The organism is Luteibacter sp. KNZ12-1A (genome assembly GCF_056755675.1).
In genome coordinates this window covers 1-11,097 of sequence record NZ_JBPGXU010000122.1, presented here as the reverse complement: position 1 = coordinate 11,097, position 11,097 = coordinate 1, and the positions used below count along the sequence as shown (strand labels likewise).

11 protein-coding genes are annotated in these 11,097 nt (G+C 66.4%); 7 read left to right on the top strand and 4 right to left on the bottom strand.

Annotation, left to right across the window (positions count from 1 at the left end):
* Positions 1 to 244 precede the first annotated feature (244 nt).
* Positions 245 to 1,189: an alpha/beta fold hydrolase gene (locus ACR9ZJ_RS17300; RefSeq protein WP_481288452.1), complete on the top strand. Its 945-nt coding sequence runs from the start codon at positions 245 to 247 to the stop codon at positions 1,187 to 1,189.
* Here ACR9ZJ_RS17300 and ACR9ZJ_RS17295 read toward each other — a convergent pair.
* From ACR9ZJ_RS17295 to ACR9ZJ_RS17280, 4 genes are read right to left on the bottom strand one after another with little or no spacing between them, the layout of a single operon-like run.
* Entirely contained in the window at positions 1,184 to 1,996 is an 813-nt protein-coding gene (locus tag ACR9ZJ_RS17295; RefSeq protein WP_481288451.1) for a DUF4198 domain-containing protein, read from the bottom strand. The genes ACR9ZJ_RS17300 and ACR9ZJ_RS17295 overlap by 6 nt on opposite strands.
* A 32-nt stretch (positions 1,997 to 2,028) precedes the next feature.
* The gene (locus tag ACR9ZJ_RS17290) at positions 2,029 to 2,250 is read right to left on the bottom strand and encodes a hypothetical protein (protein ID WP_481288450.1); all 222 of its coding nucleotides are present in this window, start codon (positions 2,248 to 2,250) and stop codon (positions 2,029 to 2,031) included.
* Positions 2,247 to 2,855, bottom strand: a complete 609-nt coding sequence (locus tag ACR9ZJ_RS17285) for a HupE/UreJ family protein (protein WP_481288449.1) — start codon at positions 2,853 to 2,855, stop codon at positions 2,247 to 2,249. The genes ACR9ZJ_RS17290 and ACR9ZJ_RS17285 overlap by 4 nt, the downstream gene beginning before the upstream one ends.
* The gene (locus ACR9ZJ_RS17280) at positions 2,848 to 4,107 is read right to left on the bottom strand and encodes a hypothetical protein (RefSeq protein WP_481288448.1); all 1,260 of its coding nucleotides are present in this window, start codon (positions 4,105 to 4,107) and stop codon (positions 2,848 to 2,850) included. Before ACR9ZJ_RS17280 ends, ACR9ZJ_RS17285 begins: the two co-directional genes overlap by 8 nt.
* 546 nt (positions 4,108 to 4,653) lie before the next feature.
* Between ACR9ZJ_RS17280 and miaA the strand changes: the two genes are divergently transcribed.
* From miaA to ACR9ZJ_RS17250, 6 genes are all read left to right on the top strand, one after another.
* A complete protein-coding gene (gene miaA, locus ACR9ZJ_RS17275; protein WP_481288447.1) occupies positions 4,654 to 5,598 on the top strand; it encodes a tRNA (adenosine(37)-N6)-dimethylallyltransferase MiaA in 945 nt (314 codons plus the stop codon).
* Between the two features lie 125 nt (positions 5,599 to 5,723).
* Complete coding sequence (gene hfq / locus ACR9ZJ_RS17270) at positions 5,724 to 5,984, top strand: RNA chaperone Hfq (RefSeq protein ID WP_167023080.1); 261 nt, start codon at positions 5,724 to 5,726, stop codon at positions 5,982 to 5,984.
* A 94-nt stretch (positions 5,985 to 6,078) separates the two neighbouring features.
* The gene (gene hflX, locus ACR9ZJ_RS17265) at positions 6,079 to 7,386 is read left to right on the top strand and encodes a ribosome rescue GTPase HflX (protein WP_481288446.1); all 1,308 of its coding nucleotides are present in this window, start codon (positions 6,079 to 6,081) and stop codon (positions 7,384 to 7,386) included.
* A 164-nt stretch (positions 7,387 to 7,550) separates the two neighbouring features.
* A complete protein-coding gene (gene hflK / locus ACR9ZJ_RS17260) occupies positions 7,551 to 8,687 on the top strand; it encodes an FtsH protease activity modulator HflK (protein WP_481280893.1) in 1,137 nt (378 codons plus the stop codon).
* Complete coding sequence (gene hflC, locus ACR9ZJ_RS17255; RefSeq protein ID WP_371024762.1) at positions 8,684 to 9,553, top strand: protease modulator HflC; 870 nt, start codon at positions 8,684 to 8,686, stop codon at positions 9,551 to 9,553. The genes hflK and hflC overlap by 4 nt, the downstream gene beginning before the upstream one ends.
* A 51-nt stretch (positions 9,554 to 9,604) precedes the next feature.
* Positions 9,605 to 10,912: an adenylosuccinate synthase gene (locus ACR9ZJ_RS17250; RefSeq protein ID WP_426287335.1), complete on the top strand. Its 1,308-nt coding sequence runs from the start codon at positions 9,605 to 9,607 to the stop codon at positions 10,910 to 10,912.
* The last annotated feature ends 185 nt before the right edge of the window (positions 10,913 to 11,097 follow it).

The following is an 11,097-nucleotide window of genomic DNA, read 5'->3' as shown; positions in this document are numbered from 1 at the left end:
ATCCTTGCCCAAGGGACGGCGACTACCGTCGCGCCGAGGGTGGCGCCCGGCAGCTCCCCCGCCACGCACACGACGAATGCGAGGGCGAAGCCGAGCCCGATACAGTACATAACGCGCAAGAACCTAAATTTTCCGACAGCCGTAGAGTCGGCGGCATGGTCTGCTTCACCAGCCCCGTTGGGTGGGCAGCAAAGGAGACATCGTCGTGGGTAATGGGCATATCGGCATTGGCCGCCGTTCTTTCATGAAGCTAGCCGTGGGAACGCTGGCGGCCGGCGTGGTGGCGGCGTGCGCACCCGGCATGGGCCGGATGGCCTTGAACGAGGATATGGACGCGCGGCGGTTCAACGCGGCGAGGACATTCGCCCGTACGTCGTTCGGCAACATCGCCTACGTCGAACAAGGAAGCGGTGACGCCGCGCTCTTCCTGCACGGCTTTCCGCTCAACGGGTTCCAGTGGCGTGGCGTGCTGCCACGGCTGGCGGGCGTCCGTCGCTGCATCGCACCCGACTTCCTCGGCCTCGGATACACCGAGGTGGCCCCGGGCCAAAGCGTGGCGCCCGTGGCACAAGCGGACATGCTGGTGGCTTTCATGGACAGCCTCGGCATCGCCCGGTTCGATGTCGTGGCGAACGACAGCGGCGGCGCGGTCGCGCAGCTGTTGGCGACACGCTATCCGCAACGCGTACGCAGCCTGTTGCTGACCAACTGCGATACCGAACACGAATGCCCACCTCCGGCGATGGCGCCGGTGATCGCCATGTCGCACGAAGGCACGTACGTCGATCGCTGGTTGCGGCCATGGCTGGCGGATAAGGCGCTCGCGCGCTCGCCCGAGGGCCTGGGTGGCATGACCTTCACGTATCCCGGTCATCCCACCGACGAAGCCATCGACATGTACCTGGCACCCCTGGTGGCGCATCCCGGGCGCACGCACGCCTATGCGCTGGCGCTGGAGGAAAACTCGCTGGCGGGCATCGGCCCGAAACTCGCCCGGAGTCCCGTACCGATGCGTGTCGTGTGGGGCATGGCCGATCCCATCTTCTCGCCCGCGGGCGCGGAGTACCTCGACCGTGCATTCAAGCACTCGCACGGCGTGCGCCGCATACCGAACGGGAAACTCTTCTTCCCCGAAGAATTTCCCGATGTCATCGCCGCCGAGGCCCGGCGACTCTGGGCGGTGTCATAGGAACCCGAAACTGAGGCTGGAGAAGTCCGTTTCATAGTCGGCCTCGGCATCCGTCGGCAGGGCGCGTATCCAGATCGTGTTGAGCAACCAGCGTCCCGAGGTGGGCATGGCGAAGGACGCCCGGCCCGCCGCGTCGGTAACGTGCACCTCGACGGGTGCGTCGTCGTGATCGAGGTTCGTGAATTTCACCGTGGCGCCTGGAAGGGCATGCCCCCGATAGAGGACGCGCACGGGTAGCGTGCGAGAGCGGGGCAGGGCGTAGGGATTGACGTCGGGAACGATTTCAAGCGCGAGGCCCAGAGGTGCCGTCACGGTGGCTTGTGCCGTGGCATCGAACAGACCGGCTTGCATGATCACCTTCGCATGACGGCTGTAGATTTCCGTCTCGTCCACGTCCATGCGATCGTCCCGCCGACGCCGTTCCAGCGCCGGCGTCAGGCCTTCCACCGTCAGGTAATCGTTGAAGCGCAACGACGGAAGATGGCTCTGCGCGCCGTTGTCGGTTTCCAATGCGACGAGGTAAGTGCCGGCGCGCGGCAGCGCGACGTCACCGTCACCGGTCACGTCTCCCAGGTGTAGCGCACCGCGAAGGTCCACGCGCTGGTCCGACGGCCCGAAGACCTGGAAGCGCACGATGCGTTGCGGCGCGATGGGCGAACGCTGGCGGTAGGGTCCATGGCCGACCTGTAGCGTGAGCGGCGTCGCTTGCGCGGGCCGTACCTGGAACGCTTGCGGCTGTACCCAGAAATCGTGGGCGTGTACCGCGCCCGTGGCGAGTAGCAGCATCGACAGGCAGCGACGGCCCATGGGCGATGAACGATGACGAGACATAGCCAGGCCTATTCGAGGTGATCGGGCGCGTAGCCCGGGGTGACGGGTAAGAACGAGAGCGTCGCGACGAGCAGGGCGATCGCGAGGAACCAACTCGCCACGACCCGCAATGCCATGCGCATGCCGCGGTACTTCGATGGCTGGTGACGAGCCACGATCACGCTGGTCAGCGCCACCACGAGGCCGACGGCGAGCGAAAGAGCCGCTAGCGACGCGTGCATCCCGTTCATGCCCTGGCGGCCTGCATGATGAAATGCGCACCCGTCACGGCGATGCCGATGCCGATAGCGCGCAATGCCAGCATGCCCCGCGGCCATCGCGCGGCCACGCCGAGCCCGATGCCCAGGAAGTGCAGCGAGCCCGTCGCCAGTACGAACCCCGTGCTGTAGCCGATCGGGTCCGCCGCTGAAGGCAGTTCCTTGCCATGTGCGTACCCATGGAAGAGGCCGAACACGGCGACGACGATCATCGCCATGCCCACGCCGGGCCGGAGTGCGCAGGCGATGCAAAGGCCGAGCGCGCACACCGAAAGCGCGATGCCCCATTCCACCGGTGGCAACGGCACGCCGGCCATGCCGAGCATCGCACCCAGCACCATCACGCCGGGAAAGACCATCGGCAACAGGTACACCAGCGGTTCGCCGAGCACGGCGCCCCATAGCCCCACCGACACCATGGCGAGCAGGTGATCCATGCCGCCGAAGGGGTGCGCGAAACCTGCACCGAAGCCGCCCGCCAAGCCGGTGCCGGCATGCGCGATGGCGGGGTTGGCGTACGACAACGTCGACACCGCCACGCAGACGAGGACAACGAACGAAGCGCGCGGGTCATTCATGGTAGTCGGCCGCGGCGCTCGATGCCGTGGTGGGTGCGGCGTGCGCGGGACGGGCGTCGGCTGCCGCTGCGAGGAACGGGAATCGCGTCGTGGAATGGGTGCGATCGTCGCGATGGACGCCGTCGTCGATGCGGCCGAGGTCGCCCGCCGCGAGCAGTGAACGGTAGATGTTCGACGCATCGTAGTTCGGCGTACGGCCCCCGCAGTCGACGGCGAGATCGTGGCGACCGGAGAGCCGGGCCAACTCCACGGCGAAGAGTGTCGTGCACCTCGTCGACGCGCTGTTCACCCATAACCGATCGTCGGCCAGCAACGTCGCCAACCGGCGATAGCGCAGCCCCGGCGCCGCGTGCATGTCCGCGAGCCACTGGTTACCGCGCACGCTGTCGTAGCCATCGTAGAGGCCGAGCGTGCGCTGGATGTCTCCGATGAATTGCGCGGCGCGTGCCGGTTCGGCGCGGTTGTAACGTTCCTTGAGGCGGTCGCCCCTGGCTTCGTCGAGTGGCGACAGCAAGGCGTTGCCTGTGAGCGGGCGGCCTGCGCGGTCGATGCGGCCGTGCGGCGATGCGGTCTCTCCCCACACCGCGAGCAGCGGGCCGCCACCGTTCACCAGTCCGAGATCCACTGTCACGACGATGCATGCAGGCGTCCATCCCGCGAGGAAGTTCTGGCCCGGGCCACCGTCGGTCTGGTGCCACTCCTTGCGGATCGACGCCACCGTGGCGGCGTCGAACTGCGGAAATCCGTCGGCGTCGACGGGCGTTCCGTGTTCGAGCGCACGCGCCGCCACGTCGAACGCGCTCCGGGAACCCTTCACGTTGTTGAAGAAGGGATCGTCGCGGCGGCCTGCGAATACCCTGAGGCGCCCGCTATGGGACGCGAAGCCATCCGTCGAGTCGACCAGGCCTCCGGCGTGCTCGTCGGCGACGCTGCATTCGCCGACATACGAGGCACTGAAGCGACAGGTCACATTGGTGGTCCTGGTCGTGGCGCCGAAGGCCTTGCCGCTGTCGACGTGGAAGGTGTAGCCGATGGCGTCGGAGAAGCTATGGCCGACGATCGTCATGACCAGGTTCAGGTGATGGCCGTCCGAGGATGTCCAGGCGTAGATGTCGCCGATGTCCGCGCGCGGATCGGCGGCGACCGTGGGTGTATCGAGGTGGTCCGAGGCGTAGGCGCTGGAGGCCGGCACGAGGGAAATGGTCGCCGCGACGAGCGACACGATGGCGAGGGGAAGACGCAGGTTTCGCATGGGAGCCGTACCAGAATGGACTGGTGGCAGTACACCCGAACCCGTTATCGGCGGCTGTCGGAATCTTTAGCGATCCGCACGGCGTGGTCTGGTCCTCGGACTTCCTTCTGAAGACGCATGGCACGACATATCCACACGCCGTGTGGATACTCGATGCATAACCGTGTGGACAAGTCCGATTCGTCCATGCGTGGCGACCACTTGCGTCGTGCTGATCACTTCGTGACCACGCACGCCGGAAGCGCATCGCGATATCCACAGCGTGTGTGGATACTCACTGCATAAGCATGTGGACAACTCCATTCCGTCCTTTGGTGGCATGGACTTGCGTTGCGCTGCTCAAGAACTGACCAGGGCGATGGTCATCCGTGACTGCGACGATATCCACAGCTGGTGTGGGTAATCGCTGCATAACCGTGTGGATAACTGCGCTTGCCCCTTGCGTGGCGTGCACTTGCGTCGCGCTGGTCAAACCTTGGCCGCCGTTATCACCGCATGTCGCCCGGGTGCGCTAACCTTGCGATCGTTCGATCGCCCACCGCGTGCATGATTTTCGACAATCGCCCCCTTGCCGTCTTCCTGATGGGCCCGACCGCATCGGGCAAGACGGCACTCGCCTGCGCGCTGGCGGATCGCTTTCCCGTCGGGTTGGTGAGTGTCGATTCGGCGCTGGTCTATCGCGGCCTGGATATCGGTTCGGCGAAGCCCGATGCCGCCACGCTCGCTCGCTACCCGCATGCCCTGGTCGACATCCGCGATCCCGCGCAACCTTATTCGGCGGCGGACTTCCGTGAGGACGCGTTGGCGGCGATGCAGCGCATCACCGGCGAGGGGAGGGTGCCTCTTCTGGTCGGCGGGACCGGGCTTTACTTCCGCGCCCTTCAGCGTGGCTTGTCCGACCTGCCCGAGGCCGATCCGGCGTTGCGTGAACGGCTCGCGGCCGAGGCCGGGTCCATCGGTTGGGCGGCCATGCACGCCCGCATGGCCGCCCTCGATCCGGTGGCGGGTGCGCGGATTCGGCCAGGCGACGCGCAACGGATCCAGCGCGCGCTGGAGGTCATGGCACTCAGCGGGCGCCCCCTGAGCGAGTTGCAACAGGGCGGCACGGCGATCCGCTTTCCCTGGAGGGTCCTCAAGCTCGCGTTGCTGCCGGTGGACCGGAAGCCCTTGCACGAGCGCATCGCGCTCCGCTTCGATGCCATGCTGGCCGAGGGCTTCCTCGACGAGGTTCGCCGCCTGCGGGCCCGTGGCGACCTCCATCCCGACCTGCCGGCGATCCGTGCGGTCGGCTACCGGCAGGCCTGGGAGTACCTGGATGGCCAGGGGGATGCCACGGACTTCCGCAACCGTGGTATCTATGCCACTCGTCAACTCGCCAAACGCCAGATCACCTGGCTGCGTGGCGAGTTCGACGCGCGCACGTTCGACCCGGACCGGGGGGATCCGTTGCCCGAGGCCGCGCGTGCGGTGGAACAGTTCGTCGGAATGTAGAGATCGTCACGATCTTAAGCTACCAGCGGGCGTTTAAAAGCAGTTAAGATTCAAGACACTTGGGCTGGGGCGTCGCAAGGCGTTTTTTACCCGGACCCGTACGAGAGGCGTAGGGGAGAAGAAGAATGTCCAAAGGGCAATCGTTGCAGGATCCGTTTCTGAATGCGCTGCGGCGCGAGCGCGTGCCGGTCGCCATTTACCTGGTGAACGGCATCAAGCTGCAAGGCACGATCGAGTCGTTCGACCAGTTCGTGGTGCTCCTGCGCAACCAGGTGAGCCAGATGGTGTACAAGCACGCCATTTCGACGGTGGTGCCGAGCCGGAACGTCCGGGTCGGCGGGCACGAGAACCACGGCGATGCGGCATCGGGTGACGGCGAGGGTTGAGGGGCCCTGGCTTTGTCCCATATAGGAATGAGTGGGTGCGCGTATGCTTCCGGCTGCGTGCGCCCCTTCTTTTTCCATGAGGTGATTCCCCTAAGTGTTCGATAGACAAAAGAAAGGTGATCGGGCCATCCTGGTGCTGCCGCATTCGCGGGGCGAGGGCGACGCGATCCGCCGTGGCGAGGAATTCGCCGAACTGGTCGCTTCGGCCGGTGCCGAGATCCTCGCCAGCATTTCGGCCCGCGTCGTCGTGCCGAATCCCCGTTTCTACATCGGTAGTGGCAAGGCGGAGGAAGTCGCCGAAGCCGTTCGCGCGCTCGAGGCCGACCTCGTCCTGGTCGACCACGTGCTCAGCCCGGTGCAGGAGCGCAACCTCGAAAAGCACCTCAAGACCCGGGTGGTGGATCGCGCCGGGCTGATCCTGGACATCTTCGCCCAGCGCGCTCGCTCGCACGAAGGCAAGCTCGAGGTCGAACTGGCCCAGCTGAAGCACCTGGCCACGCGCCTGGTGCGCGGCTGGACCCACCTGGACGCCCAGCGCGGCGGTGCCATCGGCAACCGCGGCCCGGGCGAAACCCAGCTGGAAACCGACCGTCGCCTGCTCGCCGAGCGCGTGAAGATGCTGACCAAGCGTCTGGAGAAGGTACAGGTCCAGCGCGACCAGCAGCGCCGCGCGCGCCTGCGCAACACCGTGCCGCGCGTGGCCCTGGTCGGCTACACCAACGCGGGCAAGAGCACCCTGTTCAATGCCCTGACCACCGGCGGCGTCTACGCGGCCGACCAGCTGTTCGCCACCCTGGACCCCACCGTGCGCAAGGTCGACGGCCTGTCCTGTGGCCCGGCGGTGATCGCCGACACCGTGGGTTTCATCCGCGAGCTTCCCCATGACCTGGTCGCGGCCTTCCGCGCGACCCTGGCCGAGGCGCGCGACGCCGACCTCCTGATCCACGTCAGCGACGCCGCGGACGAGGAGCGCGAGCTGCTGGCCCGGGTGGTGAACGAGGTACTGGAGGAAATCGGTGCCGGCGACGTGCCTCAGCTGTCGGTGATGAACAAGGTCGACCTCGTCGACATGGCGCCGCGGATCGATCGTGGCGACGACGGCAAGCCGCGCCAGGTCTGGCTTTCGGCCGCCACGGGTGCCGGCGTGGACGGCTTGCGCGAGGCGCTGGGCGAATTGCTCGGTGGCGACCGCATCCGGGCGGGTCTTGAGCTTCCTCTCAGCGCCGGACGCCTGCATGCGCGGCTCAAGGCGGCGGGAGCGATCGCGGGTGAGGCCGTGGACGAGCACGGTTGGCACCTCGACATCGACGCGCCGCGATCCGTGCTGGCGCCCCTGTTGGGCGACGACGTGCACGCGGGCTCCCTGCGCGCACTGATCGATCCACCCCACGCCGGTTACTGATCGAGCACTCATCGGTACCCATCTGATAGAATTCACAGCGTTTGCGTGCCCTATCGGCGCGGCGAAGGGCGCTTGTGCGTCCGACGTCCATCCCCCGCCGCGGCGGGTCCACCTCAAGGCTTGCCAGCCGCCCACCCTCCGGTCCCCGAAGGAGACTGTCGCCCATGGCTTGGAACGAACCCGGTAACGGCCAGAAGGATCCCTGGAACCGCAACCGGTCGAGCGGGCGCAAGCCCGACATCGACGCGGCGATCAAGAGCCTCAGGGCCCGGTTGGGCAAGTTCGGCGCGGGCAGCGGCGGTGTCTTCGCCATCGTGCTGGTCTTCATCGTGGCCTGGCTGCTGGTATCCAGCTACACGGTCATCGATGCCCGCCAGGTCGGCGTGGTGCTGCGCTTCGGCCAGTTCTCGCGCATCCTGCCGCCGGGTTTCCATCTCAAGGCGCCCAGCCCGGTAGAGACCGTGACCAAGGTCGAAACGACCCAGGTGCGCTCGGTCTCGGACAACGTCTCGATGCTCACCCGCGACGAGAACATCATCGCGATCGACTTCAACGTGCAGTACCAGGTGTCCGACGCCCGGAAGTTCCTCTACTCGAACGCCGACCGCGAAGAGAACACCATCCACAACGCGGCCGAGGCCGCGGTGCGCTCGGTGGTCGGCGCGAACATCATGGACAACATCCTCACCACGCCGGGCGTCGACACGCCGGCGCCGGACCAGGCACCCGTCACCGGCGTCGCGCCGGCGGCGAAGGAAACCCTGCAGCAGCAGACGCGCGACATTCTCCAGGCCACGCTCGACAAGTACGATGCAGGCATCCTGGTCACCGGCGTCAGCTTCCAGAACGTGTCGCCGCCGAAGGAAGTGAAAGACGCCTTCGACGACGTCAACGCCGCCCGCGAGGACAAGCAGAGCGAAGAGAACAAGGCCCGCGCCTACGAGAGCCAGGTGGTGCCGGTGGCACGTGGCGAAGCCGCGCGCATCGCCGCCGAGGCGGAGGCCGATCGCGTCGAGCGCATCGCCCGCGCCAATGGCGACGTCGAGCGCTTCAACCTGCTGCTCAAGCAATACCGCGCCGCGCCGGATGTCACCCGCCGGCGCCTCTGGCTGGAAACCGTGGAGGAAGTGATGGCCGGCAATCCGAAGGTCGTCGATGGCAGCAACGGCAAGAACATCATCCAGCTGCCGGTCGAGACGAACAACGGCGCGGTACGCAACGTCCCGGGCGTGGGCACGGTCATCCAGTCCGCGACGACGACCGACGCCACTCCGAATCCGTCGCAGGGGAACGCCCAGTGAAGATCGTTTCCGGCCTCATCGTCGTCGCCCTCGTCCTCCTGGGCTTCAATAGTGCCTTCGTCGTGAAGGAAGGCGAGAACGCGTTGCTGCTGCAGTTCGGCCGTATCGTGCGTGCCGATTACCAGCCCGGCCTGCATTTCAAGATTCCGGTGGTCCAGCAGGTGATGCGTTTCGACAATCGCATCCTCGGCCTGGACGCGCAGCCCGAGCGCTATTTCACGCTGGAGAAGAAGAGCGTCAACGTCGACTTCTACGTGAAGTGGCGGATCGCCGATAACGCGTCGTACTACCGCGCGACCTCCGGCGAACAGGTGCAGGCGATCCAGCGCCTCACCCCGATCGTGAAGGATGCGCTGCGCTATGAATTCAACGCGCGTCCGCTCGAAGACCTGATCGCCGGTGGCCGCAAGGACATCACCGAGCGCGTGCGCCAGCAGACCGACTCGGTGGCCCGCAAGAACCTCGGCATCGCCATCGTCGACGTGCGGATCAAGCGCATCGACCTGCCCGACGAGGTGAGCGGTTCGGTGTACAAGCGCATGCGTGCCGAGCGCCTGCAACTGGCCAACGAATTGCGTTACACCGGGCAGGAGAGTGCCGAGACGATCCGCGCGGACGCCGATCGCCAGAAGCTGGTGCTGCTGGCCGACGCCAACCGCGAGGCGACCAAGGTCAAGGGCGACGGCGACGCGCAGGCCGCCGCCATCTATGCCCAGGCATACAGCCAGGACCCGGAATTCTTCGCCTTCTACCGCAGCCTCGCGGCCTACCGGAAGGCCTTTGCCGACGGCAAGGGCACCTTCGTGCTGAAGCCCGATTCCGAATTCCTGCGCTACCTCAACGATGGCCCCGGCCGTCCGCGCTGAACCCGATCCACATCGCCCGGCAGGGCACCGCAACTAAAGAGAAGCATCAACATGGGTAAGTCAGTCGTCATTCTCGGCGCGCAATGGGGCGACGAGGGCAAGGGCAAGATCGTCGATCTCCTCACCGAACGTGTCGGCGCCGTCGCGCGTTTCCAGGGTGGCCACAACGCCGGCCATACGCTGGTGATCAAGGGCAAGAAGACCGTCCTGCACCTCATCCCGTCGGGCATCCTGCGCGACGACGCGCTCTGCCTGATCGGCAATGGCGTCGTGCTCTCGCCGGCCGCCTTGATGAGCGAGATCGCCGAACTGGAAGAGCAGGGCGTCGACGTGCGTCCGCGCCTGAAGATCTCGCCGGCCACGCCGCTGATCATGCCGTACCACATCGCCGTCGATAAGGCGCGCGAAGTGGCTTCCGGCGCCAAGGCCATCGGCACCACCGGCCGCGGCATCGGTCCGGCCTACGAGGACAAGGTCGCCCGCCGTTCCATCCGCGTGGCCGACCTCATGTATCCGCACGAGCTGCCGGAGAAGGTCCAGGCCGCCGTGGAGTACCACAACTTCGTGCTCACCCAGTGGTTGAAGGCCGAGCCGGTCGACTACCAGACCGTGCTCGACGAAGCGCTCACCTGGGGCGAGTACCTGCGTCCGATGGTCGACGACGTCGCGACCATCCTCCACGACGTCCGTCGCGAGGGTGGCAATATTCTTTATGAAGGCGCGCAGGGCGCGTTGCTCGACATCGACCACGGTACCTATCCCTATGTCACCTCGTCGAACACCACGGTGGGCGGCGCGTTGGCCGGTACCGGCGTCGGCGCGCGTGACATCGACTACGTGCTGGGCATCTGCAAGGCGTACGCCACGCGCGTCGGTGGCGGTCCGTTCCCGACCGAGCTCAACGACGAGATGGGCGAACTCCTGCGCAAGAAGGGCAACGAATTCGGCGCCAGCACGGGCCGTCCGCGCCGCTGCGGCTGGATCGACCTGGTGGCGCTGAAGCGCGCGGTGCAGATCAACGGCATCGACGGCCTCGCCATCACCAAGCTCGACGTCCTCGACGGGCTGGAAAGCATCAAGGTCTGCATCGCGTACGAATACCGCGGCAAGCGTCGTGAACTGGCGCCGCTGGACGCCGACGGCTGGGCCGAGTGCAAGCCGGTCTATCTGGAGTTCCCGGGTTGGGAGGAGTCCACCGCGGGCATCCGCGACTGGAACAAGCTGCCGCCGGCCGCCCGTGCCTACCTGCGCGCGGTGGAAGAGCTCTCGGGCTGCAAGCTGGCCCTGGTCGCCACGGGCGCCGACCGTGACGACACCATCGTCCTGGACGACCCGTTCGGCGGTGACGACAACTGCTGATTTTTTTCGGCATTCGCCCGGGAAAGGATGCCTGTGGGAGCCGACCCTGTCGGCGATCCCGCAGTAGTGGGCTGGTTGCATGTACGGCTCGGCTTCGCCCTCGCATTGGTTGTGTGCGGCGAGGGGAGCTGCCGGGCGCCACCCTCGGCGCGACGGTAGTCGCCGTCCCTTGGGCAAGGATGCCG

Excerpts from the sequence above, each read along its gene's own strand:
- ACR9ZJ_RS17250 (WP_426287335.1), top strand. The coding sequence starts at position 9,605 with ATGGGTAAGTCAGTCGTCATTCTCGGCGCGCAATGGGGCGACGAGGGC.
- ACR9ZJ_RS17300 (WP_481288452.1), top strand. The coding sequence starts at position 245 with ATGAAGCTAGCCGTGGGAACGCTGGCGGCCGGCGTGGTGGCGGCGTGC.
- hfq (WP_167023080.1), top strand. The coding sequence starts at position 5,724 with ATGTCCAAAGGGCAATCGTTGCAGGATCCGTTTCTGAATGCGCTGCGG.
- ACR9ZJ_RS17285 (WP_481288449.1), bottom strand. The coding sequence starts at position 2,855 with ATGAATGACCCGCGCGCTTCGTTCGTTGTCCTCGTCTGCGTGGCGGTG.
- ACR9ZJ_RS17280 (WP_481288448.1), bottom strand. The coding sequence starts at position 4,107 with ATGCGAAACCTGCGTCTTCCCCTCGCCATCGTGTCGCTCGTCGCGGCG.
- ACR9ZJ_RS17295 (WP_481288451.1), bottom strand. The coding sequence starts at position 1,996 with ATGGGCCGTCGCTGCCTGTCGATGCTGCTACTCGCCACGGGCGCGGTA.
- miaA (WP_481288447.1), top strand. The coding sequence starts at position 4,654 with ATGATTTTCGACAATCGCCCCCTTGCCGTCTTCCTGATGGGCCCGACC.
- hflK (WP_481280893.1), top strand. The coding sequence starts at position 7,551 with ATGGCTTGGAACGAACCCGGTAACGGCCAGAAGGATCCCTGGAACCGC.
- ACR9ZJ_RS17290 (WP_481288450.1), bottom strand. The coding sequence starts at position 2,250 with ATGAACGGGATGCACGCGTCGCTAGCGGCTCTTTCGCTCGCCGTCGGC.